Annotated in this window: 24 protein-coding genes and 2 riboswitches; of the genes, 11 read left to right on the top strand and 13 right to left on the bottom strand. The window is 62.3% G+C overall.

Translation table 11 applies throughout. From position 1 onward, the window contains the following. Window positions 1-401: 401 nt before the first annotated feature. The gene (locus ACEPP2_RS06160) at window positions 402-6,917 is read left to right on the top strand and encodes an apolipoprotein A-IV repeat region-like domain-containing protein (protein WP_395516082.1); all 6,516 of its coding nucleotides are present in this window, start codon (window positions 402-404) and stop codon (window positions 6,915-6,917) included. Between the two features lie 292 nt (window positions 6,918-7,209). Here ACEPP2_RS06160 and ACEPP2_RS06155 read toward each other — a convergent pair whose 3' ends face one another. Next, entirely contained in the window at window positions 7,210-8,157 is a 948-nt protein-coding gene (locus tag ACEPP2_RS06155; protein ID WP_395516081.1) for a DUF1775 domain-containing protein, read from the bottom strand. A 74-nt stretch (window positions 8,158-8,231) separates the two neighbouring features. Beyond that, window positions 8,232-8,600 carry a hypothetical protein gene (locus ACEPP2_RS06150; protein ID WP_395516080.1) on the bottom strand — a complete coding sequence of 123 codons (369 nt, stop codon included), beginning with the start codon at window positions 8,598-8,600 and terminating at the stop codon, window positions 8,232-8,234. A 191-nt stretch (window positions 8,601-8,791) separates the two neighbouring features. Next, window positions 8,792-8,879, top strand: a riboswitch (glycine riboswitch). Then, window positions 8,880-8,966: riboswitch (glycine riboswitch) on the top strand. Window positions 8,967-9,029: 63 nt separating this feature from the next. On the opposite strand from ACEPP2_RS06150, the gene gcvT reads away from it, so the two are divergent. The 9 genes from gcvT (at window position 9,030) to ACEPP2_RS06105 (ending at window position 16,147) form a co-directional block, all read left to right on the top strand. Next, complete coding sequence (gene gcvT / locus ACEPP2_RS06145; protein WP_395516079.1) at window positions 9,030-10,166, top strand: glycine cleavage system aminomethyltransferase GcvT; 1,137 nt, start codon at window positions 9,030-9,032, stop codon at window positions 10,164-10,166. Between the two features lie 19 nt (window positions 10,167-10,185). Next, entirely contained in the window at window positions 10,186-10,548 is a 363-nt protein-coding gene (gene gcvH / locus ACEPP2_RS06140; protein WP_152340056.1) for a glycine cleavage system protein GcvH, read from the top strand. After that, window positions 10,545-13,409, top strand: coding sequence for an aminomethyl-transferring glycine dehydrogenase (gene gcvP, locus ACEPP2_RS06135; RefSeq protein ID WP_395516078.1), 2,865 nt, complete (start codon window positions 10,545-10,547; stop codon window positions 13,407-13,409). Before gcvH ends, gcvP begins: the two co-directional genes overlap by 4 nt. 234 nt (window positions 13,410-13,643) lie before the next feature. Then, window positions 13,644-13,853 carry a cold-shock protein gene (locus ACEPP2_RS06130; RefSeq protein ID WP_029618104.1) on the top strand — a complete coding sequence of 70 codons (210 nt, stop codon included), beginning with the start codon at window positions 13,644-13,646 and terminating at the stop codon, window positions 13,851-13,853. A gap of 245 nt (window positions 13,854-14,098) precedes the next feature. Continuing rightward, window positions 14,099-14,341 (top strand): 30S ribosomal protein S21, encoded by a 243-nt coding sequence (gene rpsU, locus ACEPP2_RS06125; RefSeq protein ID WP_152341916.1) that lies wholly within the window; start codon window positions 14,099-14,101, stop codon window positions 14,339-14,341. A gap of 60 nt (window positions 14,342-14,401) precedes the next feature. Further along, window positions 14,402-14,608: a hypothetical protein gene (locus tag ACEPP2_RS06120; RefSeq protein ID WP_052638514.1), complete on the top strand. Its 207-nt coding sequence runs from the start codon at window positions 14,402-14,404 to the stop codon at window positions 14,606-14,608. Between the two features lie 107 nt (window positions 14,609-14,715). Then, on the top strand, window positions 14,716-14,853 hold the full coding sequence (locus ACEPP2_RS06115; protein WP_172973586.1) for a hypothetical protein: 138 nt from the start codon (window positions 14,716-14,718) through the stop codon (window positions 14,851-14,853). 223 nt (window positions 14,854-15,076) lie between these two features. Continuing rightward, window positions 15,077-15,337 (top strand): hypothetical protein, encoded by a 261-nt coding sequence (locus ACEPP2_RS06110; protein ID WP_395516077.1) that lies wholly within the window; start codon window positions 15,077-15,079, stop codon window positions 15,335-15,337. Between the two features lie 129 nt (window positions 15,338-15,466). Further along, a complete protein-coding gene (locus ACEPP2_RS06105) occupies window positions 15,467-16,147 on the top strand; it encodes a DUF922 domain-containing Zn-dependent protease (protein WP_395516076.1) in 681 nt (226 codons plus the stop codon). A 52-nt stretch (window positions 16,148-16,199) separates the two neighbouring features. Here ACEPP2_RS06105 and ACEPP2_RS06100 read toward each other — a convergent pair whose 3' ends face one another. Further along, window positions 16,200-17,006, bottom strand: a complete 807-nt coding sequence (locus tag ACEPP2_RS06100) for a PRC-barrel domain-containing protein (protein WP_395516075.1) — start codon at window positions 17,004-17,006, stop codon at window positions 16,200-16,202. Window positions 17,007-17,095: 89 nt separating this feature from the next. Next, window positions 17,096-18,109: a tRNA dihydrouridine(20/20a) synthase DusA gene (dusA, locus tag ACEPP2_RS06095; RefSeq protein WP_395516170.1), complete on the bottom strand. Its 1,014-nt coding sequence runs from the start codon at window positions 18,107-18,109 to the stop codon at window positions 17,096-17,098. 140 nt (window positions 18,110-18,249) lie between these two features. On the opposite strand from dusA, the gene ACEPP2_RS06090 reads away from it, so the two are divergent. Then, on the top strand, window positions 18,250-18,777 hold the full coding sequence (locus ACEPP2_RS06090; RefSeq protein WP_077546447.1) for a gamma carbonic anhydrase family protein: 528 nt from the start codon (window positions 18,250-18,252) through the stop codon (window positions 18,775-18,777). Between the two features lie 39 nt (window positions 18,778-18,816). Here ACEPP2_RS06090 and ACEPP2_RS06085 read toward each other — a convergent pair whose 3' ends face one another. The 9 genes from ACEPP2_RS06085 to ACEPP2_RS06045 all read right to left on the bottom strand — a co-directional run bounded on the left by ACEPP2_RS06085 (window position 18,817) and on the right by ACEPP2_RS06045 (window position 24,707). After that, window positions 18,817-19,104: a hypothetical protein gene (locus ACEPP2_RS06085; protein WP_077546448.1), complete on the bottom strand. Its 288-nt coding sequence runs from the start codon at window positions 19,102-19,104 to the stop codon at window positions 18,817-18,819. Between the two features lie 58 nt (window positions 19,105-19,162). Next, on the bottom strand, window positions 19,163-20,191 hold the full coding sequence (locus tag ACEPP2_RS06080) for a fatty acid desaturase (protein WP_077546449.1): 1,029 nt from the start codon (window positions 20,189-20,191) through the stop codon (window positions 19,163-19,165). Between the two features lie 78 nt (window positions 20,192-20,269). Beyond that, a complete protein-coding gene (locus tag ACEPP2_RS06075; RefSeq protein ID WP_077546450.1) occupies window positions 20,270-20,650 on the bottom strand; it encodes a DUF6481 family protein in 381 nt (126 codons plus the stop codon). Between the two features lie 170 nt (window positions 20,651-20,820). Further along, window positions 20,821-21,030, bottom strand: coding sequence for a cold-shock protein (locus ACEPP2_RS06070; protein WP_077546451.1), 210 nt, complete (start codon window positions 21,028-21,030; stop codon window positions 20,821-20,823). 278 nt (window positions 21,031-21,308) lie between these two features. Further along, a complete protein-coding gene (locus ACEPP2_RS06065) occupies window positions 21,309-21,548 on the bottom strand; it encodes a hypothetical protein (RefSeq protein WP_077546452.1) in 240 nt (79 codons plus the stop codon). Next, on the bottom strand, window positions 21,541-21,759 hold the full coding sequence (locus ACEPP2_RS06060) for a hypothetical protein (protein WP_281978321.1): 219 nt from the start codon (window positions 21,757-21,759) through the stop codon (window positions 21,541-21,543). The genes ACEPP2_RS06065 and ACEPP2_RS06060 overlap by 8 nt, the downstream gene beginning before the upstream one ends. A gap of 818 nt (window positions 21,760-22,577) precedes the next feature. Further along, entirely contained in the window at window positions 22,578-22,985 is a 408-nt protein-coding gene (locus ACEPP2_RS06055) for a Fur family transcriptional regulator (RefSeq protein ID WP_077546454.1), read from the bottom strand. Beyond that, a complete protein-coding gene (gene znuB / locus ACEPP2_RS06050; RefSeq protein WP_281978322.1) occupies window positions 22,982-23,803 on the bottom strand; it encodes a zinc ABC transporter permease subunit ZnuB in 822 nt (273 codons plus the stop codon). The genes ACEPP2_RS06055 and znuB overlap by 4 nt, the downstream gene beginning before the upstream one ends. Then, a complete protein-coding gene (locus tag ACEPP2_RS06045; RefSeq protein ID WP_395516074.1) occupies window positions 23,796-24,707 on the bottom strand; it encodes an ATP-binding cassette domain-containing protein in 912 nt (303 codons plus the stop codon). Before ACEPP2_RS06045 ends, znuB begins: the two co-directional genes overlap by 8 nt. Window positions 24,708-24,751: the final 44 nt, after the last annotated feature.

The raw sequence follows: 24,751 nt of genomic DNA, 5'->3' as shown, positions 1-24,751 counted from the left end.
AGCGTTAAGAACGGCCGAGCGACCCCTTGAATCTCGCCCTATGGTTAATTTCCGCTAAGGTGCTTGTTTTATGGGACTTTCCAAAAGTCTTATGGTTTAAATCCTGTTAACAACCCATTTTGGCTTTTTGGCGCGTCCAGGGGGTCGAATTGTTAAGACCCCTCAGATGTGCCACTACAATACAGTTGGAGAGGCGGGAGTCCGCTCCTGCATCCGTGGATGGCCGCGTGGTAAGTTTTCCTTATCATCCGTTTGGAACAAGGCTATCCGAGAGTGAAGTGAAACGGGAAACGCCGACGTCATGAGGGCGAGGCTTTCCGGCAGGCAGTGTCTCTTCTTCGTTTGCAGGGCGGGCAGACAGGACGGGATGGCCGGGCGAGTATGTAGCGAGGCGTAACCGCATGGCGAAGAAGACCAGCAGCGAGTCGATGGATGAAACGGCGTTCCAGGCCCTGGAAGATGCGTTGAAGATCGACTTCATCGAGGATCAGGAGGCGACACGCCCAAAACCTGCATCCTCTGCCTCGGAGGCCAGAGTGTCTGAAACCAAGCAGCGTCCCTCACCCGCGCGTGGCGAGAACCAAGCATCTCCTCCCCGTTCGTCGGCGGCGGAGCCTGCAGCCCGTGCACCCGTCTTCGAGCCGGCCAATGATGCCAGCCGCCGCAGTTCTGTGAACTTGCTCAAGACGCTCGAGGGCGGCACGATGCGCAGTTCCTTGCGCAATGCGACGATCGTCTCCGTCCTTTGGGCGATCGGCGGTCTCGGACTGGCGCAACTTCTCTACGGTGCACAGCTCTGGAGTTCGGGTTCCGTCGGCGGCCTGGTCGCAATGCCCGGCCTCGTGGCGATCCTCGTGGGCATCATCGTTCCCATCCTGCTATTCTTCGCCTTCGCCACGATGATGGCCCGGGCACAGGACATGCGAAATGCCGCGCGTTCCATGGCGGAAGTCGCCCTGCGTCTGTCCGAGCCGGAGACAGTGGCATCCGAGCGAATCATGACAGTTGGCCAGGCCGTTCGCCGCGAAGTGTCCGCGATGAACGAGGGAATCGAGCGAACGATTGCGCGGGCAACGGAACTGGAGACGCTCGTCCATTCGGAGGTCAATGCCCTCGAACGCAGCTACACCGACAACGAACTGCGCGTACGAGGACTGGTCCACGAGCTCGGCGCGGAGCGCGACGCCATCGTCAACCATGCCGAACGCATCCGTTCGTCGATCGTCGGAGCTCACGAGCAGCTCAAGGAAGAACTGTCGCTGGCGACCGAGGAGATCGCGGTGCGGCTGGCGACCTCGGGCGAGGCTTTCGCATCGCTGATAGACACGCGCGCCGCCGCGCTGACGGAAAAGACCAATGCGGCCGGCGAAGCGCTGGGCTCTCTACTCGCCGCGAAGGCCGACGAACTGGTGCGAACCCTTGGCTCATCCGGCGTTGCCCTCGCCAGCGAGTTCGACGAACGGCTCGAAAACCTGTCAATGACGCTGGCTCAGCGCGGGCAGGCACTGCTCGGCGAATTCGAGACCCGGGCCTCGACACTGGATGCCAGCACGGAACGTCTCAATGCGGCGCTTGCCGACCGGACGCGGCAGCTGAATGAAACGCTCGTTGCACGAACCCGCGAGATCACGGATGGGCTCGCGGAAGGCGAACGCTCCATTACCGGGTCGCTCGAAGCAGTCCTCACATCGTTGAACAAGGCCTTGGACGACAAGGGCAGCGCGTTCAGGCAGAGCCTCAAATCTGCTGCCGACGACGCCGTCATGGACCTCGATCTGCGCTCTGGGCTCTTCGAGGAGCGCCTGCAGGCGACCGTCGGCCAGCTCAGCACGACCTTCGACAATGGGCTCGACGCGCTCACGACGGCCTTCGACCAGCGAGCCGGCAGCCTTGACAGCAAACTCATGGACAGCCTGGCCCGCATCAACGAGACGGTGGCCACAGGGTCCGAGTCCATCGAAGGCATCCTCAGCAGCAGCATTGCGCAGATCGGCAATACCCTGACCGAACAGTCACTGGCATTGGCAACAGCGCTTGGTACCGGTCAGGACGTTCTCGATTCCATGCTGGAGGATCGCAGCCGCGAGTTTAGCGAGGCTCTCGCTGCACGCACGACCGAAATCACCGGCGCAATGGGCACGAGCCGCGAGACGATCGAGGCGGTTCTATCCGAACGCAGCAGCGCGCTGATCGAGGCGTTGAACGAAACGCAAGGCAAGTTCGAGCGTACGGTGGGTGATCGCTCGGAATCCGTAATTGCCGCACTTACGGCCGGTCAGGACCGCTTCACAGAAACCCTCGACGCAAAAACGGCTGCAATCGAGTCGGTCGTCGCAGACGCACCGCAGAGGCTTGCAAGCCTCCTGGACGAGCGCGCCGCTACGATCGCGCGCCATCTTCAGGAGGGCGAGGAAAAGATCGGCTCCGGTCTCGATCAACGGATGGACAATCTCGCGCAGACGCTGTCAGCGAGCGGCGATCGGATTGGCGAACTCCTCGACGACAAGACGATGGATATCAGCACGGCCTTCGCGCTCGGCGAAGACCGGATTGCCGGCATCCTTGACGGCCTCGCCGATGCTCCCGAGCGTCTGGCCGCGACCATGGACGAGCGCGCTGCGCAGATCGCCCGGAATATCGAGGAAGGAAGCCTGCGCCTCGGCGAAGGCCTCGACCAGCGGGTAACCACTCTCTCGCAGACGCTTGCCGCGAATGGTGACCGGATCGGCGAACTCCTTGACGACAAGACGATGGAGCTCAACACCGCTCTCGCACTCGGCGAGGACCGGCTTACCGCCTTTCTCAACAATGTCGCCGATACGCCGGAGCGGCTTGCGGCGGTCCTGGACGAGCGTGCCGCCCAGATCGCGCAGAATATCGAGGATGGAAGCCAACGCCTAGGCGAGGGCCTTGATCAGCGTGTGGCCAACCTGACCCAGGCACTTGCTCAGAATGGCGAGCGGATTGGTGAACTCCTCGACGACAAGACGATGGAGCTGAGCACGGCCTTTGCGCTCGGTGAGGATCGAATTGCCGGCATTCTAGACAGCGTCGCCGACACGCCCGAGCGGCTTTCGTCCGTCCTGGACGATCGAACTGCGCAGATCGCTCGGCATATCGAGGAAGGAAGCCAGCGCCTCGGCGAAAGCCTTGACGAGCGGGTAACCACCCTCTCGCAGACACTGGCCGAGAATGGTGATCGGCTCGGGAATCTCCTTGACGATAAAACGATGGAGATCAGCACGGCATTCGCACTTGGCGAAGACCGCATCACTGGCGTTCTGACCAACCTGGCCGAGACTCCGGAACGCCTCTCCGGCATTCTCGATGAGCGGGCCGCCCTGATCGCGCGTCACATGGAGGAAGGCGAACAACGGCTTGGAGAAGGCCTCGATCGCCGCGTTGAACAACTCGCCTCTACCATCGCGTCTAACGGCGACCGGATCGGCGAGATGCTCGACGACAAGACGATGGAACTCAGCACCGCATTTGCGCTGGGCGAAGACCGGCTCTCCGGCGTACTCGACGAAAAGGCGGGTGCACTCAACACTCTTGCGACTGACGCTGAGAACCGCATCGAACAGTCGATCAGCGAGATCTCCGTCAGGGTGGGCGATGTGCTCGGGGACGGCGCACGCCGGTTCGAGGAGAGCGTATCTGGCGGGGCGGAGCGTATCGAATCCGTCATCGGCACGGGTCAAGAGCGGATCGCCGCGACGCTCGGTCTCGGACATCAGCAATTCAGCGACACGGTTGCTGCCGCCAACGAGCAGATGGAACAGACACTGGGTTCCGGCTACGAACGCCTGCGCGCGACCCTGGAAGAGCGGAGCGACATGATCTCCGCTGCCCTCACCCAGAGCGAGGAGAAGATTTCCGAACTGATGTCGGAACAGGTGATGTCGATTGGTGCGACCGTCGCCACCAGCGCCGGCATGCTGGAAATGTCCCTGGAAAGCCAGCAGGACGCCCTTCGGGCGGCACTCGATGGCGCCGGTACCGACCTCGAACAACGGCTGAACAGCACCGCCGGGGTCATTGCCGAACGCCTGAACGAGGCAGCACGGGAGATCAGCCTGTCAGCCGAGAACCTTTCGGGGCGGATCGAGCAGACGATCGGCAGCGTCGAGGCAGCCCTTGGTGAAACTGGCAGCAAGGTGGAGGCGACATTCGGTGGCCTTGAGGCTCGCATCCGCAGCGAGCTTTCTAGTGTGACGGAGCTAGTCGACGGCGCCGGCCGCGACATCGGCGACACGCTCGCTCAACGCACCGCCGAGCTGGAGCGCATCAGCACCGACGCCCACGATCGCATCGCAGGAACCATGGACAGCGGGACGGCTCGCCTCGACGAGCGCCTTTCGACCATGGACCGAGCACTGACCGTCGGCTTGGATGCGGTCACCCGCACGATCGAAGGCAAGGCCGCAGGTCTTGCCACCAGCCTCCGCGAAGCTGTCAGCGCCGCTGCAGCTGGAATGGACGACGAGGCGATGCGCTCGGCAGAAATGCTTACCCGCACGGGCTCCGAGTTCAGTGAAGGTCTCGCCCAGCGCAATGCTGAATTCACCCGCTCGATCGAGGAACAGTCGAGCGAGATCGTAAACCGCATTTCGGAAACACAGACCCGTCTCGCCGGCCAGGCGGCAACAGTCGCTCAGGCTTTTTCCGAAGCCGGCAATGCCATCGTCAACAAGGTTTCGGAAGCCGATGCTCTGGTCAAGAAGCAGGTCACGGCGATCTCGGCAGCACTCTGGGAGGCTGAGCAGGCGCTTCAGGAGCGCGGCGGCTCATTGCAGGGTGTCCTTGCCGAGACGGCGACCGAACTGCAGTCAGCGATGGAAGCGGTGGACAAGGCGCTGGCCGCACGCGGTGATGCGATTCGCTCCGCCCTCGACAGCCGTACCCGCGACCTCAACTCGATGCTCGCCAGCCGTACGACCGAACTGTCGCGCCTCATCGAGGAAGAGGCAAGGCCGGTGGTCGAAAAGTACGGCGAGGCCAGCCGTTCTGCCGCCGCGGAAATCGCATCTGCAGCTCGGGAAAGCACTGAACGCCTCGTGGCGGCCGCCAGCGAAAGCAGCAGCCGGATACGCAGCGAGAACGATGCTCTCGTGGATGCCATCGCCGCCCGCACGAATGAGGCCTTGTCCGCCCTCACCCAGCGGGCCGAGAACACCGCGAGCGCCATGCTGTCGGTCGAAAGAAGTCTTACGGGCAACGTCAATGCGCTGATCGAACGTCTGGCGGAAAGCAATTCCGGGATTTCCGGTCTTGTCGAACGTGCTGCGCACGACATCACCTCGGCAGCCGACCAGGCGCTCGAGCGCCTTTCCGGTGTCGACGAGAAGCTCGGATCAACCGCCAGCCGCTTCTCCGAGTCCGCGGCTCACGCGGCAGACATGGTCTCCGGCTCCAGCCGCCTGCTGGAAAACAACATCGACCGGCTGGCAAACATTTCCGGCCAGACGCTCAACCAGGTCGGTGGCATTGTCGGCCGGTTCGACGAGCACTCAAAGGTGCTCGCCCAGGCGTCCGAATTGCTCGGAGCCGCACAATCCAATCTTGCCAATACGCTCGATGAGCGCCAAACGGCCCTTCGCAGCCTCTCCGTTGGTCTCGTCAAGCGCTCCGAGGAAATCGAAGCGACGATGCGCAATCTCGCCACCTTAGTGGAAGGCGCATTCGAGCGGGCCGAGGGCAGATCTTCGCAGGTAGCGGCGCATCTGCGCGAAAGCCTCCAAGGCGCGTTCGCCGATATCGGCCGTACGCTTGGAGAGACCCAGCAGCGTGCCGACGTTACCGCCGAAGCCATGCGAACCTCGCTCCTTGGCGCAAGCGAAGAAGCCAACCGGGCAGTTGACGCCACCATGGCCAACGCCGAACAGCGTGCCCGCGGTCTCTCGGAGCGCATCCGAAGCGGCGTGGAGGGCTCGCTTACGGATGTCGAGCGCATGCTGGGAGACGCGACCAGCCGCACGGACGACGCTGCCTCCCATCTCCGCGACCTCCTGCGCAAATCGGTGGATGAGGCTGTCGGCCGCTTCTCCGGCGCAACTGACGAGATCCGCCGGTCTGCCGAGCAGATCCGCGAGGAACTGGACAGCACCCGAGCGGAACTGCGGCGTGGAGCCTTCGATCTGCCGGAAGAAGCCAAGGAGAACGCTGCAGCCATGCGGCGCGCGGTGTCGGAGCAGATCAAGGCGCTGCAGGACCTGTCGCAACTGGTTGGCCGTTCGGCACAGGCACTCGAAGTATCGCAGCCGACGCCGGTGCGCGCCCCTGCACCTCAGCCCGCTCCAGCGCCACGCGCCCAGCCGACAGCGGCAACCCTGCCGCCACAACCGGCTCCTCCGGCCCGTGGGGAGACCCTGCCCGCCGGATTGCGGGGCAGCCTGAACCTCGACCGCACTTCGCCCACGCGGCCCGCGGAACCTGCTCCCAGGGGACAGGAAGGTGGCTGGATCTCCGATCTGCTGCGCGGCGCTTCGCGTGAGGAAGCCCCTGCCCGACCGGCCGCGCGGCCGACCGAGCAGCCAGCACCTCGCGGCGGTGGCGACAATCGCAATCCGCGCCACATGGTCGAATCGCTGAACTCATTGTCGGTCGATATCGCCCGAGCCATAGACCACGACGCGTCCGTGGATCTCTGGCGCCGCTATCAGCGTGGCGAGCGCGACGTGTTCACCCGCCGCCTCTACACGCTCAAGGGCCAGCAGACCTTCGACGAGATCAAGCGCAAATACGAGCGCGAGCCGGAGTTCCGTACGGCGGTCGACCGCTATATCGGCGATTTCGAAAAACTTCTCGCCGACGTCGCCCGGACTGATCCGGACAAGACGGTCACGCAGAGCTACCTGACTTCCGACACGGGCAAGGTCTACACGATGCTCGCCCATGCGGCCGGACGGTTCAGTTGACCACTCCTGCCAGGTCTTGAGTGAGGGCGGCCTAGGTTGCTCTTCCCACTGCCAATCAACCCGCCGGTATCCGCCGGCGGGTTTCTTCTTTGGCGAAGGCCGCCTTCGTGTGTCACGCGGCAATGGCAGGGCTGGAAGGGACTGCGAGGACGTGACGCGGGCGGTTCGGCCTCCCAAGGCACCCCGCGAACGTCGACCTATCCTCCACCTCGTAACCAGCAGACTGAAAAAGCCGCCGTCTTAAGGACAGCGGCCTCCAAAGCACTTTGAACTCAAAACCTGTTTGGGTTCCTCAGTTGTGCTGGTGCCCCTTCGGAGCGGCGTCACGGACCGGGAAGATGACGTCGATGCTGCCGGCCTTCTCGAAGGTCAGCGTCACCGGAACACTGTCACCTTCCTTGAAGGGCGTCTTTACCTGCATGAACATCAAGTGGAGGCCGCCGGGCTTCAGTTCGACTGTCTCGCCAGCCGGCACCTCTATGCCGTTCTCGAGCTTGCGCATCTTCATGACGTCGCCCTCCATCGCCATCTCGTGGAGCTCGACGATCTCGGAAGCTGGCGAAGTAGCCGAGATGAGTCGGTCGGCGCCGCCCGAATTTCGGATCGTGACGAACCCGCCGCCGACCGGCTGATTGGGGAGCATGGCGCGGGTGAAGGCTCCTTCCACGGAGATTTGGTCCACCATCGTCGGTGCCGGAGCCGACATATGCTCCTGGCCCTGCTTCTCGACCACCTTTACCACAGGCGCAGGATTCTTGAGGTCATGAGCATCTTGTCCGGGGACGGCGACCTCCGTCCAGGCAACGCTTGCGTCACTGCCGCAAAGCTGGGTCGCAGGGAAGGCAAGTTCTGTCCCCGCAGCAACACCGGAAATCTTGCCGCGAATAACGAAGATGTCGTAGTACTCGTCCGGCAGCTCGCCACCCTTCCAGCGGATTTCGGCAGGGCCTGCGCTGACTTTGGTACCGTGGTTGTCGTAGGTCTTCTGGTATTGGCCCTGGATGATCTCTAGTTCCCAGCCCGGCTTCGGCTGCGGCTTTGCAAAGACGAAGCCTTCCGGCAATTCGATCCGAACCTCGTTTGTCGCCTTGCCTTCGCAGCCGTGCGGCACCTGCAACTGCATGAGCGCGTAACCTTCTGCGGCAACGGTGGCGCTGGTGAACGTTGCATGAGCCTGGGCGGTGCCCGTAGCGGCGAGAACGGCGAGAGCCGACAGCTTCATCGTCTTGATGGTGGTCATGGTCTGTATCCCCTTCCGGCTGCGCTCATGGCTGCAAGACCGGACGTGTTGATCTGAAGAGATGTTCGTCTGGTTCAGATCGTCACGGGTGGAGCACGCGAACTCGGTCGCGCAAGCGCGGTGAAACCGACCCTCAGAGATTCGATCCTGGGCGGATTGAGGAGAAAGGCTTGCTGCAGAGGCACGCCCAGCCCTTCGGCCGGCGGCGGCAGGAGGATGGAGGCTGCCAGAAGGCAGGCCTCGCAATAGGGGCGAGTGCCCTCTTTCCGGTGCGAGCCATGGGTCCTTGGCTCGCCGTGATCAGCGCAGATATCGGCAAAGCTGCCGTCGGGCAGTCGGTAGGCTTCGCTGAACGCATCGGCAGGCCAGGCAGCCTGGACCGGCTGGTGGCTGAACCCAAGCGACATGAACACCATGGCGCAGAGGATGCGCAGCATGTTCATCGATCTGGGGTTCCGTAAAACCATCGCTTCGCTCATTCGTGGCCTGATGCCGATTACCTTACCGATAGACAAAGAGCAAATCCCTGCAGCTGCTTCTTTGCGCCGCATCAACATCCGGTCCGCCAGCGAAGATTCTTCCCGACAGTTCGGGATAGCCCTTGCCAAGCGCCCTGCCTACCGGATAATGGGCGGCACGTACGTTGGGAGAAGCCGCTTCATTGCGGTGCCGAAGGAGCAACCGCCCCGGAAACTCTCAGGCAAAAGGACCAGCGCACGGCCTAGCAGGACTCTGGAGAGAGGCGCCGCCGATAAGACGGTGCACGCCGAAGGGATAACAATCTCAGGCGCAAGGACAGAGGGGGCTCATGAATCGGGCGCAACCGCGCCGTCAAATGAGCTTACGCGTCCATGACGCACCTGGAGGCATTCTTGGATCAGGCCCCTGTCCTCAAGCAAACCCCGCTGCATGCACTGCATCTGTCGCTTGGCGCCAAGATGGTGCCCTTCGCCGGGTACGATATGCCGGTGCAATACCCTCTCGGCGTGATGAAGGAGCACCTGCATACGCGCGCCGCGGCAGGTCTCTTCGACGTCTCCCACATGGGCCAGGTCGTGGTTAAAGCAACCTCCGGAAAGCTCGAGGAAGCTGCACTGGCTCTCGAAAGGCTCGTTCCGGTCGACATTCTGGGACTGAAACCCGGACGCCAGCGCTACGGCTTCTTCACAGGCGACAACGGCGGCATCCTGGACGACCTGATGATTGCGAATCGCACCGATCACCTCTTGATCGTCGTCAACGCGGCCTGCAAGGATCAAGACGTCGCCCATATGAAGGCGCATCTGGCCGGCTGCGATGTGGCGCTGCTCGACGACCGGGCGCTGCTTGCCCTTCAAGGACCGAAGGCCGAGGAGGTTCTTGCCAACCTGTGGCCCGGCGCACGCGAAATGAAATTCATGGACGTGCAGGACGTAACAATCACCGGCAGCGACTGTATCGTCTCGCGGTCCGGATATTCGGGCGAGGACGGCTTCGAGATCTCCGTTCCGGCCGATAATGCGGAGGAGCTTGCAAAGGCGCTGCTCGCCGATCCGCACTGCGAAGCCATCGGCCTTGGAGCGCGTGATTCCCTTCGTCTGGAGGCAGGGCTTTGCCTCTACGGCAACGACATTGACACCACCACCTCGCCGGTCGAGGCTTCGCTGGAATGGGCGATGCAGAAGGTCCGCCGCCCCGGTGGGGAGCGCGCCGGCGGCTACCCCGGCGCAGCGCGCATCGAGGAAGACCTGACGCAAGGGCCTGTCCGTCGCCGGGTCGGACTGAAGCCGGAAGGCAAGGCGCCGGTTCGATCCCATGCCATCCTCTATGCCGAGGATTCACCTGAGTCGCCGATTGGCGAGGTCACCTCCGGAACATTCGGTCCCTCCGTCGAAGGACCGGTGGCAATGGGCTATGTTCCCGCCTCGCTTGCCGAACCCGGCTCCCGCGTCTTTGCCGAAGTGCGCGGCAAGTACCTGCCGCTGACCGTCACCGCGCTTCCGTTCATCAAGCCGACCTATAAACGCTGAAAAACCTCCGGAGAGAACCATGCTGAAATTCACCCCCGAACATGAATGGCTGAAGCTCGAGGGCGATATCGCCACCGTCGGCATCACCACCCATGCCGCGGAGCAACTGGGCGATCTCGTGTTCGTCGAACTGCCGGAAGTCGGCGCCGAACTGACCAAGGACGGCAATGCCGCCACTGTCGAATCGGTCAAGGCTGCGTCTGACGTCTACGCTCCGCTCGATGGCGAAGTGACCGAGGTCAACCAGGCGATCGTCGACGATCCCTCGCTGGTCAATTCCGATCCGCAGGGTGCTGCCTGGTTTTTCAAGCTGAAGCTCAAGAACCCCTCCGATGCCGATGCCCTGCTTGACGAATCCGCCTACAAGGATCTGATCGGATGACCGACAGCACGGATTTCCATTTCACCGACTACCAGCCCTACGACTTCGCCAACCGTCGCCATATCGGACCCTCGCCCTCGGAGATGGCGGAGATGCTGAAGGTTATCGGTTACCCGACGCTCGACAAGCTGATTGATGCTACCGTCCCCGCCTCTATCCGCCAGAAGGAGCCCTTGGCATGGGGCGCAGCACTGACGGAGCGCGAGGCGCTCGACAGGCTGCGGGAGACCGCGAACAAGAACCAGGTCCTGACTTCTCTGATCGGCCAGGGCTACTATGGCACCATCACGCCGCCGGTCATCCAGCGCAACATTCTCGAAAATCCCGCCTGGTACACGGCCTACACCCCGTACCAGCCGGAAATCTCCCAGGGCCGGCTTGAGGCGCTCCTGAACTTCCAGACGATGATCTCGGACCTCACGGGTCTCGACGTCGCCAACGCCTCCCTGCTTGACGAAGCGACCGCCGCCGCCGAAGCCATGGCACTCTGCCAGCGCCAGGCGAAGTCCAAGGCGACCGCCTTCTTCGTCGACAGGGAATGCCACCCGCAGACAATCGCACTGATCGAGACGCGTGCAGCACCGCTCGGCTGGACTGTCATCGTCGGCGATCCGACGACGGACCTCGATCCGGTCGACGTCTTTGGCGCGATCTTCCAGTATCCCGGCACCCACGGCCATGTCCGCGACTTCTCCGGCCTGATCGCTAGGCTGCACCAGACCGGCGCCGTTGCTGCCGTCGCCGCCGACCTTTTGGCCCTGACGCTCCTGAAGTCTCCCGGCGAGATGGGTGCGGACATCGCCATCGGTTCCTCGCAGCGCTTCGGCGTTCCGGTCGGCTACGGAGGCCCGCACGCCGCCTACATGGCAGTGAAGGATGCCCACAAGCGCGCCATGCCCGGCCGCCTCGTCGGCGTTTCCGTCGATGCCCGCGGCAACCGCGCCTATCGCCTGTCGCTGCAGACCCGCGAACAGCATATCCGTCGCGAGAAGGCCACCTCGAACATCTGCACCGCGCAGGTCCTGCTCGCCGTCATGGCCTCCATGTACGGCGTCTTCCACGGCCCCGACGGATTGAAGGCGATTGCCCAGCAGGTCCACAGGAAGGCCGTGCTGATGACCAAGGGCCTCGAGAAGCTCGGCTACAAGGTTGAACCCGAGACCTTCTTCGACACGATTACTGTCGAAGTCGGCCACATGCAGGGCCTCATCCTGAGGGCGGCCGTGGCGGAAGGTGTCAACCTGCGAAAGGTCGGCGAGACGAGGATCGGCATGTCGCTCGACGAGCGCACAAGGCCTGCAACGCTGGAAGCCGTCTGGCGCGCCTTCGGCGGCAGTTTCAGGGTCTCCGACTTCGAGCCGACCTATCGCCTACCGCAGGATCTGCTGCGCAAATCCGCCTACATGACGCATCCGATCTTCCACATGAACCGCGCGGAAAGCGAGATGACGCGCTACATCCGCCGCCTGTCGGACCGGGACCTCGCGCTCGACCGGGCGATGATCCCGCTTGGCTCCTGCACGATGAAGCTTAATGCCACAGCGGAAATGCTGCCGATCACCTGGCCGGAGTTCTCGGACATCCACCCCTTCGTGCCGGCCGACCAGGCGCTGGGCTACAAGGAGATGATCGACGACCTGTCCGCCAAGCTCTGCCAGATCACCGGCTATGACGCCTTCTCCATGCAGCCGAACTCGGGGGCGCAGGGAGAATATGCCGGCCTCCTCACCATCCGCAATTACCATATCGCCAACGGTGACACGCATCGTGACGTCTGCCTGATCCCCACCTCCGCCCATGGCACGAACCCGGCTTCTGCGCAGATGGCTGGAATGAAGGTCGTGCCCGTCAAGGCCAAGGAGAACGGTGACGTCGACCTGGAGGACTTCCGTGCCAAGGCGGAAGAGCACGCGGCAAGTCTCTCCTGCTGCATGATCACCTATCCGTCGACGCACGGAGTATTCGAGGAGACGGTCAAGGAGATCTGCGAGATCACCCACCGCCACGGTGGCCAGGTCTATCTCGACGGAGCCAACATGAATGCCATGGTCGGTCTGTCCCGCCCTGGCGACATCGGCTCGGACGTCTCGCACCTCAACCTGCACAAGACCTTCTGCATCCCACATGGCGGCGGGGGTCCCGGCATGGGCCCGATCGGCGTCAAGGCGCATCTCGCCCCTTACCTGCCGGGTCATCCGCAATGGCACGGTGGACAGGGTGCCGTCTCGGCAGCGCCATTCGGCTCGCCATCAATCCTTCCAATCTCCTGGTCCTACTGCCTCATGATGGGCGGCGAAGGCCTGACCCAGGCCACCAAGGTGGCAATCCTCAACGCGAACTACATCGCCGCCCGGCTGAAGGGGGCCTATGAGGTCCTTTACAAATCGGCCAACGGTTGCGTTGCCCATGAGTGCATCATCGACACGCGTCCCCTTAATGCCTCTGCGGGAGTCACCGTCGACGATATTGCCAAACGCCTGATCGACTGCGGCTTCCATGCGCCAACGATGAGCTGGCCGGTTGCCGGCACGCTGATGATCGAGCCGACTGAATCGGAGACTAAGGCCGAGATCGATCGCTTCTGCGATGCGATGCTGGCGATCCGCGAGGAAGCCCGTGCCATCGAGTACGGCAAGGCGGACAAGGAGAACAACCCTCTCAAGAACGCCCCGCATACCGTGGAAGACCTGGTCGGCGAATGGAACCGGCCTTATAGCCGCGAGCAGGCCTGCTTCCCGCCCGGGTCCTTCCGGGTCGACAAGTACTGGTCCCCTGTCAACCGGATCGACAATGTCTATGGCGACCGCAACCTCGTCTGTACCTGTCCGCCGATGAGCGAATACGCCGAAGCGGCAGAGTAAGACATCCTGATGTAGAATCGCCGGCCCTGCCCGGGCCGGCGCCCTTATTGAAAAACAGCATCTGTATTTATTTCGCTCCAGCCCTTGTTTGGGCTCATTAAAACGCTATGTTTACCTCATCGAACTTTGCTAGCGACTTTTGTCCTCAGCCACGGCTGTTTCAGATTTCCTCTCAACGTCGATTTTAGATCGGTCAGATACGACCGGGCCCACCAACGATTGAAGGAAATCGTCATGAATACAGGTACCGTAAAGTGGTTCAACAGCACCAAGGGCTTTGGCTTCATCCAGCCCGATAATGGCAGCCAGGACGTTTTCGTCCATGTCTCCGCCGTTGAGCGCGCCGGCATGCGTGGCCTGACCGAAGGTCAGAAGATCAGCTACGACATTGTCCAGGACAAGCGTTCGGGCAAGAGTTCTGCAGACAACCTGCAGGCCGCCTAAGGAATTTCATTGCCCCGCGTGACCACGGATGTACTGGCACGCTTGAGGCGATGATGTGGAAGGTCGGGAGCAGTCCCGGCCTTTTGTTTTTCCCCAGGGTGGATGTCACATGCGTCGGGTTTGGGACATGTGACTGGAGGGACCATGGAGCAGAACCGACTGTTGCCATGGGATTGAGTGTAGAGGTCGAGCCGGGCAAGTTTTGGCTCGGGAAATGACGGCCATTGGCCGGAAAGGAGTTATTTTTGCAGGTACTCGTCAGAGACAACAACGTCGATCAGGCCCTTCGGGTCCTGAAGAAGAAGATGCAGCGGGAAGGTCTCTTCCGCGAGATGCGCGCGCGCAGCGCATATGAAAAGCCATCTGAGAAGCGGGCACGTGAGAAGGCGGAGGGAGTGCGCAGGGCACGTAAGCTCGCTCGCAAGAAAGCCCAACGTGAGGGATTGCTTCCGGCACCCAAGAAAAAGGTCGTCGGTCAAGGCCGCTAGCAACACGAACGGCGCGGTCCAGGTGACCGCGTCCGCCCGCGGCAGATATAGGAGCATACCATGACAGCCACCACCGAAGAGTTCTTCAAACCCGCCAAGCTTTCGGCGCAGGCGAAAGCCGAACAGACCAATTCCGTCGTGCGCGATATTCTCGCTGCGGAAACTGCTGCGAGAGAAAGCAAAACAGAGAAATTGAAGGCGTTGCGACTGGCCCAGGCTCAGCCGGAACCCGCACCAAAGAAGCGCGGTCGCAAAACACCTGCGTGAGTTCTCCCCGCGCGCCCATAGTCCGACGCAATAATCCTCCGGACATATCCAGGCCTTGACAGCGCTAATGGGAAGCTTCATGGCTCACCTCGCAAGGAGAGCAGACCATGACGGAAGATCATCGCAGCAACGGGCTTTGGGAAAGGGCCTTCAACGTTGACTCGCAGTCCGGGACGGGCCGCTTTGTGGCTCTTGTCCTCGCATTCGTCGTCATTGGTGGCGCCCTCTCCTGGTTTGTCGGTTGACCCACCGGTTCCCTGGCCGGCTCAGGGAAGCTATCCGGCGGACTGCCGCCATCAGCCGCCTGCCAGAGTAACCAGCCCCCCACACTTAAGCTATAGCGAACGCTTCTATATTAGCAAGCTCTGCACAAGCTTTCTAAGCCATACCTACATTCAACTTAGGTCTTCCTGTTGGCGACAAAACCCGCCGGCACTCGCCGGAGGCTAACGGTATGGATTGCGACGCATGCTGCAGCAGAACGGAACCCCCTCACCCGTACCACTCGCGCCTGATGACCTGGAGCTCTTGCAACGATTCCTCAAGGCTTGGTGCCAAGAGAACGGGGTTGATTCTTCAGCCGACTCGGCTGCCGATATCGCCGCGGCTTTGATCGACTGGTATTTGTTCAAGGTGGATGACCGGAGCCAATTGAAGCTGACATTGGATGAGAGCCTGACCGCAACACCGCAACTGCAGCGGCTCGTGGGTAAGCTTGACGAGATGTGAGTGCCGAGCCGCGAACAGGATTTGATCGTTTGTCGCACCTCGGCCCGCTCGTCCCGATCCTCAGCCGTGATGTGAGCCAGACGCTCCCCTCTCTTTCCCTCGGGACGGCTCTCGCCTAGGGTTCAACCAATGTCGCCTCTTAACCTTCCCACAAAATATGCATCGGCCGTGGCCGCCCTGCTGGCCATCGGCATCTACCCCAACGCAGCCATTGCGCAATCTCTTCCCGCCCAATCACCGTCAGCCTTCCCCGCTGCCCCCCTTCCTCCGGCCGAACCCTGGCAGCCAGTGGAACAGGTAAAGACCTACGCGATTCGTGGCGCGACGGGCATCGATCTCTACCGTTCGATCGGGGAGCATGGACCGGCCGCCGGCGTACTGGCCATCGCCCATACAAGCTTCAAGCTCACCTGGACCCGCGATTATCGTCCGCAGCCCGACGGCTCCTGCGTACTGGCGGTGGCGAAGCCAAAGCTGATCATCACCTATACGCTGCCCAAGGCGCCGTCCGGCCTGCCGCCAGTGGTGGCGGAGAAATGGCAGCGCTTCGTTTCGGGGGTGGAGACACATGAGCGGGTACATGGCGAGCAGATCGTCGACATGGTTCGCGGCATCGAGGCCTTCAGCCGCGGCCTGACGGCGGCGGACGATCCGAAATGCCAGAAGGTGCGTCAAAAACTGCAGGCGCGGCTGAAGGAGTTCTCCGACGAGCGGGTGCGCCAGTCGCGTCAGTTCGATGAGGTCGAACTGACGGAAGGCGGCGCCGTCCACCAACGGATCCTCAGTTTGGTGAACTCGCCGGACCGCTGACATAGAAATACCCCCGCGGCTGGCGCCACGGGGGTGAATAACGATGGAGCTTTTACTGCTGGGGCTGGGTTTCGCTGCGTACGCCTTCGAATGCGGGCGCGTCTTCCAGTTGCTGACGGGTAACGTTCAGCACGATCCGTTCGGGCAGGCCGTCCGGGCCGATCATGATCGCGCCATCGTTTCCGGCATTGTTTGCGGCCATCTGGTCATCCCCGGTGGCAGGCATGCCCGTGCCGGTCGTGCCTGCACCCGGGGCGGCGGCGCCGTCGGTCATGGCCGTGTCGGTACCCGTTGCAGCCGTACCCGCTCCGCCGGCCGGCGGCATGGTGGTGTTGTCGGTGTTGGTCGAAGCCGTCGTCTCACCCGAGACATCGCCCGGCGCAGCGTCAGGGTTGGCGCGGGATGCCTGGTTGGCTTCGGCCTGTGTTGCGCCCGGACCAAGCTCAAGCGCGCCCATGTCGACGGCGACGTTCTTCTCGCCGATACCAAGGAAACCGCCGACACCGATGATCACGGCATTGACGGAGCCATCCTGGCTGACGAGCACGTCATTGATCTCACCGATGCTCTCGCCGTCCGAACCATAGACAGCCTTACCCTGGAAATCGCTGACGCGCCATGCGCCAGTCTCCGGAACCGTGACGAACGGGCCCTCGGTGGTGGCGCTGGCATCAGCTGTCTGGTTCATCGGCATCGCATCATTCATGCCACCCGCTGCATCCGGAGCAGTCTGTGCGTTCTGGTCGGCGGCAGCACCCGGATTAATCGTTGTGCCGGCTTCGCCGGTCGCCGTCTGCGCCATGGCCGCCATCGGGAATGCGGCGGACAGGAGAAGAATCGGAAGTAGACGCTTGGCCATGAGAAAGCTCCTTTGTTTTGAATGGGACAAAGGGGTAACCCATGGGTTGCGCCATGGTTCCGTAGTAAACTGCTTGTGAGCCGACGGTGTCAGCCTGCCTGCCGCTTTGGCCCAGCCTCCAGGTCGATGACGGAAAAGGCTGCCGCTATCACTTCGGGACCGGCACCCGGCCTGGTGGAGTCCGTCGAGAGAATCTGGCGATAGCGGCGAGCGCCGGCGAAGCCCTGAAAAAGCCCCACCATGTGGCGCGTGACATGGTTCAGGCGCCCGCCCGCCGCCATCACCCGGTCCGCGTAGGCCATCATCGCATCGCGCAGCGCCGTCCAAACCGGCTCCTGGTGCGGTTCAGCGAAGATTGTTTCGTCCACCTCGGCCAGAAGTCCGGCATTCTGGTAGGCGGCTCGTCCGAGCATCACCCCGTCCATGACTTCCAGATGTCGGACCACCTGATCAAGATCGGTGATGCCGCCATTGATGCCGAGGAAGACATCCGGGTTCTCCCGCTTCATCCGGTGGACGATCTCGTAGTCGAGTGGCGGGATCTCGCGGTTTTCCTTCGGCGAGAGCCCCTGCAGCCAGGCCTTGCGGGCATGGATCCAGACAGCGTCGGCCCCGGCGCCGATCATCCTCGCCAGGAAATCCGGCAGCACCGTCGCCGGCTGCTGTTCATCCACCCCGATCCGGCATTTCACCGTCACAGGCACCGTCGCCACGCGCTTCATCGCAGCCACGCAGTCGGCCACCAGCTCCGGCGTCTTCATCAGGCAGGCGCCGAACGTGCCGGACTGGACCCGGTCCGAGGGACAGCCGACATTGAGGTTGATCTCGTCATAGCCGTAGTCGCCAGCGATCCTCACCGCCTCCGCAAGCTTGGCCGGGTCTGACCCGCCGAGCTGCAGCGCCACAGGATGCTCCTCCGGCGAATGCGAGAGAAGTCGCTCCCGCGGCCCATGAATGATCGCATCCGCGACGATCATCTCGCTATAGAGAAGCGCATGCGCCGACAGCTGCCGATGGAAATAGCGGCAGTGCCTGTCAGTCCAGTCGATCATCGGGGCGACCGCAAAGATCTTACGGCCCGTCTTCAACGCCTCGGCATACATGGCAATCCTTTCGTCGCCGCCGCTCATACAGGAAGCGCGACACCTTCGCCAGTTTTGCTCGTCCTCGTCTGCCGCTAGGATGGTGTGGAATCGCGCCCGGCATAGCACCAGGGCGCCGCCACGTCAGGGAGGAGACCATCATGCCGCTTTACGCCTTGGGAGACATCCAGCCGAAGACCCCTGCTCCCCACCGCTACTGGGTCGCGCCGACGGCGACCGTCATCGGCGACGTGCATATTGGCGAAGACGTCGGCATCTGGTTTGGCGCCGTGCTGCGCGGCGACAACGAACCGATCATCCTCGGCACGGCGACAAACATCCAGGAAGGGGTCATGATCCACAACGATGTGGGCTTCCCGGTAGCCATCGGCGCCGGCTGCACGATTGGCCATCACGCCATTATCCACGGCTGCACGATCGGCGAGAACTCGCTCGTCGGGATGGGCGCGACCATTCTCAACGGCGCGAAGATCGGCAACAATTGCCTTATCGGCGCCAACGCTCTGGTCACCGAGGGCAAGGAATTTCCGGACAACTCGCTGATTGTCGGCTCGCCCGCCAAGGCGATCCGCACGCTCGACGAGACGGCAGTAGCGGCGCTTCGGAAATCGGCCGCGCACTATGTCGAGCGCTGGAAGCTCTACGCCCGTGACCTACGGGCGCTTTGACCCCGTCCGGCGCCGTAACGCGCACGGGAGCCGGTGGCGCTACTTGATCTTCAGGAGATGCATCTTGCCTGCCATGGTGATCGCATGCGGCGATTCCTCTGGAGCAACCCCATCATCCAAGGGCTTCACCAGTCCGTGCTCGCGCAGCTCCTTCAGCGTCGTCGTCGTCAGGAACTTGATTTTCTGCGGCCGCTCCTTGAAGCGGTCGTTCCTGGCATAGGTCACCTGCGCATCGAGGTGCGTCCACTTCTTCCCCTCTTGCGGATGGACATCACCGTCCTTGGCAAGCTTGAGACCGCGTATCTGGGTGGGCGTCAGTTCAATCATTTCTTCTTCTTTCTTGCGTCGTATCGGAAAGGGAGCGGCGCGTAATCGGCTACCAGAATCAGGTGGCGGCGGCGGCGCGGAAAGAGACCAGTTTGCGGCGCTCCTCGTCCCACAGCACGAGCTTAACGCAGCGCAGGCTGTCCATGAGGGTAATGCGGCCGATGCCGGCGAGTTGCGGATGGTCGCGCAGGACTTCCGGCAGCCGATAATAAGGAATGCGGCTCGACAGGTGGTGAACGTGGTGAATCCCGATATTGCCTGTCAGCCAGCGCAGGACTGGCGGCAGGTCATAGTGGGAGGCACCGTGCAGCGCAGCCTGCGGAAACTCCCACTCCTCGCCGGCGGACCAGTGTGTCTCCTCGAACTGGTGCTGCACATAGAAGAGCCAAACGCCTGCAGCGCCGGTCAGGAGAACAATGGGAAGGTGAATGAGCAGGAACGGCACCAAGCCGACAGCCCATATCAGTAGCCCGCCAAGCAGCAGGACTGCGGCATTTGTAGCCATGGTTGAAATCCAGGGCAGCGCCCCTGACCTCATCATCCCGAACGGCAAGCGCTGCTTGAACAGGAAAAGATAGGCCGGCCCGATGCCGAACATCACCAGCGGATGCCGATAGAGCCGGTAGCCCAGCCGCCCCCACGGGGAAAGCGCACGATATTCCGCGACCGTCAGGGTCGTGATGTCACCCACGCCCCGTTCGTCCAGATTGCCCGCGGAGGCATGATGGGCAGCATGGGCGCGCTTCCAGTAGTCGTAAGGCGTCAGCGTCAGAACCCCGAGCAGTCGACCGGTCCAGTCGTCGAATTTGCGGCGGGCAAAGAACGATCCGTGACCGCAGTCGTGCTGGATCATGAACAGTCTGAGCAGGAAAGCGCTGGCGGGCAGGATGGCGATCAGCCCCGGCCAAAATTCGCTCAACAGCGAATAGCAGGCGATAGCCCAAAACAGGGCGAAAGGCGCCAGCGTAACGACCAACTCGAACGCGCTCCTGCGGATACGGGGCTGGCGGTATTTTGCCAGCGTCTTCAGCCACGCGCGTGGATCGTCTTCGACATCTAGAGCGGGCGGATAGACATGTGCGTTCATTGTGTGGGTCCGTGTTGCTCGCCCAGCAGTCCTCCGCGGGCGGTAGCTGCGTCATGGTCGACGCAGCTAGTTAGTGGATCAGGATTGACGAGCCTTGCGGGCCGCATAGCGACGGTCGCGCTCGGCCTTGCGGGCTGCCTCGTCCGCGATGACGCGGGAGACTCGATCGGCCATCTCGGCCTGCCGGGCTTCCGCCTCGGCCTTTTCCTCTGCTTCGGCTGCGGCCGCCACTGCTGCCGCCTCGGCCAGCTCGCGCTCGCGTTCGGCAGCCTTCAGCGCCTCACGCTCGGCGCGGCGTGCTTCCCGGGCCACGCCTACTGCCTGGCGGGCCGCAAGCTTTTCCTGCATTTCAGGGTCGGTCGGCTTCGGCGCAGAAGCGAACTTCGCCAGGAGCTGGCGCTTTGCATCTGCAGCGGCACTACGCCGTTCCGCGAAACCGTTGTCGTTCGGGTGTCTCAATCGTTAGTCCTCTTCATTGTAGTCGTTGTTGTCGCGGGTGCTACCCGCCGGTTCCCGTATGTGCAGAAACGCCTGCGCCCGCAACGAGAAAAGGCCAGACATTACGCCTGGCCTTCTTGAACCTCTTGCCGCAATGCCAGTACATCCGTGGTCATCGCGGCGAAAAAGCGTTAGGCAGCGCGCAGCTGGCCTGCGGACATCTTGCCCGACTTGTTATCGCGCTCCAGCTCGAAGCCGAGCTTCTGGCCTTCGACGATCGAGTTCATGCCTGCACGCTCTACAGCGGAGATATGAACGAAGACGTCCGAGCTGCCGTCATCCGGCTGAATGAAGCCGAAGCCCTTGGTGGAGTTGAACCATTTTACTGTGCCAGTGGTCATGACGAACCCTTTCTTAGCAACGAGAATTACCACCGAGCGACGCCCGGCGGGGTTTCGATCTTTGAGAGAGGGAAGTTCGTCAAGAAACGCGCGAGGCGCGGCAAAAAACAAATATCGGCAAACAAACTATCGATGAGTTCTATATAGACGGGAGGGGCAACAATGTCAACTTCTTGTTATCAGTATACGCAAAATACAACCATCGGATGAGCCTGCGTAAGGCAGTCGCCTCACCCGCCATAGAAGCCGGCCAAGCAAGAGAGAAAAGACCGTCGGCGCTAGCTGTCGCGACGCGTCAGAGGATAAGCTTCCGCCTCGTAGAGCCATTGCATTTCCTGTCCCCCGAAGCGGGCCTCGTCCACCTCAAGGATCGATCCCCGAAGCATGGATGGCGGCATGTCCTCGATCGCAAAGCGCAGGGCTTCCGCGACCGTATCGAACCTTCTGTACCGGAGGTGACTGGTTCTCTTTACGGTCTTGCAGGGATAGAGACCGGCGCTCGCATTGTAATCAACCATGGGATTGCCGCCTGGCCGCCGGGCTGAACAGGGCCTTCGAGGCGTCCGCGTGGCCGCGCTTTTCCACACGTTCCTGGCGTTCGTCCTGTTTCGTCTTGCGCATCCGGATCGTCTGCCGTAGCCGAAATTCTTCCAGTTTGGCAGCATTGCTGCCTGCGGCGGCGGGATGCCTGAACAGGCTTTCCGCAGCATCGCGGGTAATATCAATCATATCATGTTTCCTTAAAGTTGTTGGTGGCACGCGGTATCGTGCCTGCAAGCATCTGCGTAGCCAGAGTTGAACGCGGGGGCCTTCGGCACCCCGGGACACCCAATCGACTGTGATCAGAGGCTTGGGATCCGCTGTATGTGAAACCCCTAGATGGCGACGTTGGAAGCCCATTCAAGACGACGCTGGCGCAATGCGCATGAGTGTCATCTCCGACGGGGGGATCAATCCCACCCGGCGGTGCCGTTATTTCTTCTGCCCGGTAGAGCCTGCAAACTTAACCTGCGAACCCTGCGGGGCCACAGTTACCGGGACACTCTTGTCCTTCTTCGGCTTCCGCGCTTCCTTGTTGCTTCTCATCTGACCCTTGGCCATGGAAATCTCCTGAAACTCCTGCTGACGACGGATATGCGTGCGGTCCGGGCGGGCAGCTAGACTGCCGTTGGCGCAGGCAAGGACGCCGGAGCTACAAGCATCCTGATGGAAAGCGGCACGGACAGCGCCCGTCTGCCTGCTATCGCCATCCTTATCCGTGGGAAGATGACGGAAGCGGCGCTCGAACTGGCGTCAGATCGCCCTGTCGCGATGTTCTCGCGATAGCCAAATCCGCTGATGCGGACCAGATTGCGCGACAGGGTATGTCGATGAAGGTCGGAAGACATCTTGTCCTCCTTTCGTTGGGGCCAGGGTATTCAGCCCCGAAGCAGCAGCGCCCTTGAGTTTGGCTGCTGACGAGTCACTTTGCGCCCTTTGACCCGTGAAAGCAACTTATATCACCACAACCCCAAGGGCGGAGAGAGCCGCAGACCAATTGCTTCGCTTCAGGCCGCGCAGGCATCGCAAAGGCCACGGATCTCGATCGTCGTCTTGGCCGGCTTGAACTTCCGCTGTCGAGCCCAGTCGTCGAGCCTATGGTCGACGGCGTGGTCGTGGAACTCGACCACATGGCCGCAGCTCTCGCAGATCGCGAAGGCAACGGTGCCATGGCCGTGGCCGCCGCAGCAATCCTTCTCCTGGTGCGCACAGGCAACGAAGGCGTTGAGGCTTTCCAGCCGGTGAACCACGCCGCGCTCCAGGAGCTTGTCCAGCGCACGATAAACCTGCAGGGGCGCCCGGAAGCCGTGCTCGCGCAGCTTGTCGAGAATGGTATAGGCGCTGAGCGGAGCATCCGACCGCGACAAGACGTCTAAGACCAGCGACTGGTTCTTGGTCAAGGCGGGAGCGGTCATGATCGAAGTCCTCCGGTATTGGCGTCCGCCCCGGCGCGGTTGAACGGCAACAGGCTGACGATGAAAAGCAGCAGCGCGGCAACCACGATCGATGGCCCGGACGGCGTGTCGTAATGTAGGGATCCGAACAGCCCTCCTGCAACCGCCAGCGCCCCGATCAACGAGGCGAAGACCGCCATCCGCTCCGGACTCGCGGAAAACCGGCGTGCGGTGGCGGCCGGAATAATCAGCAACGACGTGATCAGCAGGATGCCGACAATCTTCATCGCGATCGCGATCACCAGTGCCATCATCAGCATGAAGAGAAGCCGCGCCCGCTCCGGATTCAGCCCCTCAGCTTCCGCGACGTCCTCGCTGATGGTGGAGGCGACCAGCGGGCGCCAGAGCCAGACGACCGCCGCGAGCACGACCAGTCCGCCGCCCCAGATCAGCGCGATGTCCTGACGAGTGACCGCGAGGATATCGCCGAACAGGAAGGCCATGAGGTCGATTCTGACCCAGCTCATGAAGGCGACCAGCACGAGCCCAATCGCAAGCGTCGAATGCGACAGGATGCCGAGAAGCGCGTCCGCCGACAGGGCCTGCCGACGCTGCAGGACGAGGAGGATGAGCGATACCACCACCGCGACGGCAAAGACGCTTGCCATCAGGTTGAGCGAAAAGAGCAGCGACAGCGCGACGCCGAGAAGCGCTGAATGTGCCATTGTATCGCCGAAATAAGCCATCCGCCGCCAGACGACGAAGCAGCCGAGCGGACCGGTTGTCACCGCCACGCCGATACCCGCGAACAGTGCGCGGACGAAGAAGTCGTCAAGCATGGCGCGCCGCCTCCCCGTCCTGGCTGCCGTGGTCGTGGCTGTGGTGACCGTGACCGTGATCGTGAGCATGACCTTGTTGGTCGTGATCGTGGTGATGATGGCCGTCTTCGGGATGGCAGTGTTCGGTGATCGAACCGTCGCCGTGCAGGACACGGCCGTCAGGCAGATGCGTGTGGTCGTGCTGGTGGCTGTAGAGTGCCAGCCCGCGGGCGTTGACGCCAAACAGGCGCTGATAGTCCTCGCTACGGCTGACGCTGTCGGGTGTCCCGCGGCAGCAGACATGGCCGTTGAGGCAGATCACGGTGTCAGTCGCCGCCATGACCATGTGCAGGTCGTGAGAGATGAGCAGGATGCCGCAGCCGGTCGCATCGCGAATCTGGCGGATGAGGTCGTAGAGCGCCGTCTCGCCAGCGAAATCGACGCCCTGGACCGGCTCGTCGAGCACGAGCAGGTCGGGCTTGCGGGCGATCGCACGGGCCAGCAGCGCCCGCTGGAACTCGCCGCCTGAAAGATGGCGCACCTCTGCATTGATCAGATGGGAGATGCCGGTTGCCGACAGAGCGGCAGTCAGATCGGCGTCCGTCAGGCCATTGGTCAGGCGCATGAGCCGGCGGACCGATAGCGGCATGGTCCAGTCGATCGAAAGCTTCTGCGGCACGTAACCAATGCGAAGGTCGCCAGCGCGGGCGACTGTACCCTCGTTCGGACGCAGCACCCCGGTCACGAGCTTTGCGGTCGTCGATTTGCCGGCGCCGTTCGGGCCGATTAGCGTGAGGATTTCGCCGCGGCTGATCGAAAGATCGACGCCCCGCACCAGCCAGCGTCCATTGCGCTGGATCCCCGCCCTCTGCAGGTCGACGAGTTGATTGCGGCCCTGCGAACCGCTCTTGTCTTGCATCAGCATCTTTTTCTCGCGCCCGGTTGCCTGCCGCTATGACACACGTTATA

Source organism: Pseudorhizobium flavum, assembly GCF_044142885.1.
Taxonomy (GTDB): domain Bacteria; phylum Pseudomonadota; class Alphaproteobacteria; order Rhizobiales; family Rhizobiaceae; genus Neorhizobium; species Neorhizobium flavum.
Note: the sequence above shows the minus strand (reverse complement) of the source record. Positions and strands in the feature narration are given on the sequence as shown.

What these genes read in the sequence shown, in the direction of transcription:
- ACEPP2_RS06160 (WP_395516082.1), top strand. Translation starts at nt 402, where the DNA reads ATGGCGAAGAAGACCAGCAGCGAGTCGATGGATGAAACGGCGTTCCAG.
- ACEPP2_RS06155 (WP_395516081.1), bottom strand. Translation starts at nt 8,157, where the DNA reads ATGACCACCATCAAGACGATGAAGCTGTCGGCTCTCGCCGTTCTCGCC.
- ACEPP2_RS06150 (WP_395516080.1), bottom strand. Translation starts at nt 8,600, where the DNA reads ATGAACATGCTGCGCATCCTCTGCGCCATGGTGTTCATGTCGCTTGGG.
- gcvH (WP_152340056.1), top strand. Translation starts at nt 10,186, where the DNA reads ATGCTGAAATTCACCCCCGAACATGAATGGCTGAAGCTCGAGGGCGAT.
- gcvP (WP_395516078.1), top strand. Translation starts at nt 10,545, where the DNA reads ATGACCGACAGCACGGATTTCCATTTCACCGACTACCAGCCCTACGAC.
- ACEPP2_RS06130 (WP_029618104.1), top strand. Translation starts at nt 13,644, where the DNA reads ATGAATACAGGTACCGTAAAGTGGTTCAACAGCACCAAGGGCTTTGGC.
- ACEPP2_RS06120 (WP_052638514.1), top strand. Translation starts at nt 14,402, where the DNA reads ATGACAGCCACCACCGAAGAGTTCTTCAAACCCGCCAAGCTTTCGGCG.
- ACEPP2_RS06115 (WP_172973586.1), top strand. Translation starts at nt 14,716, where the DNA reads ATGACGGAAGATCATCGCAGCAACGGGCTTTGGGAAAGGGCCTTCAAC.
- ACEPP2_RS06110 (WP_395516077.1), top strand. Translation starts at nt 15,077, where the DNA reads ATGCTGCAGCAGAACGGAACCCCCTCACCCGTACCACTCGCGCCTGAT.
- ACEPP2_RS06105 (WP_395516076.1), top strand. Translation starts at nt 15,467, where the DNA reads ATGTCGCCTCTTAACCTTCCCACAAAATATGCATCGGCCGTGGCCGCC.
- ACEPP2_RS06100 (WP_395516075.1), bottom strand. Translation starts at nt 17,006, where the DNA reads ATGGCCAAGCGTCTACTTCCGATTCTTCTCCTGTCCGCCGCATTCCCG.
- dusA (WP_395516170.1), bottom strand. Translation starts at nt 18,109, where the DNA reads ATGTATGCCGAGGCGTTGAAGACGGGCCGTAAGATCTTTGCGGTCGCC.
- ACEPP2_RS06090 (WP_077546447.1), top strand. Translation starts at nt 18,250, where the DNA reads ATGCCGCTTTACGCCTTGGGAGACATCCAGCCGAAGACCCCTGCTCCC.
- ACEPP2_RS06085 (WP_077546448.1), bottom strand. Translation starts at nt 19,104, where the DNA reads ATGATTGAACTGACGCCCACCCAGATACGCGGTCTCAAGCTTGCCAAG.
- ACEPP2_RS06080 (WP_077546449.1), bottom strand. Translation starts at nt 20,191, where the DNA reads ATGAACGCACATGTCTATCCGCCCGCTCTAGATGTCGAAGACGATCCA.
- ACEPP2_RS06070 (WP_077546451.1), bottom strand. Translation starts at nt 21,030, where the DNA reads ATGACCACTGGCACAGTAAAATGGTTCAACTCCACCAAGGGCTTCGGC.
- ACEPP2_RS06065 (WP_077546452.1), bottom strand. Translation starts at nt 21,548, where the DNA reads ATGGTTGATTACAATGCGAGCGCCGGTCTCTATCCCTGCAAGACCGTA.
- ACEPP2_RS06060 (WP_281978321.1), bottom strand. Translation starts at nt 21,759, where the DNA reads ATGATTGATATTACCCGCGATGCTGCGGAAAGCCTGTTCAGGCATCCC.
- ACEPP2_RS06055 (WP_077546454.1), bottom strand. Translation starts at nt 22,985, where the DNA reads ATGACCGCTCCCGCCTTGACCAAGAACCAGTCGCTGGTCTTAGACGTC.
- znuB (WP_281978322.1), bottom strand. Translation starts at nt 23,803, where the DNA reads ATGCTTGACGACTTCTTCGTCCGCGCACTGTTCGCGGGTATCGGCGTG.
- ACEPP2_RS06045 (WP_395516074.1), bottom strand. Translation starts at nt 24,707, where the DNA reads ATGCTGATGCAAGACAAGAGCGGTTCGCAGGGCCGCAATCAACTCGTC.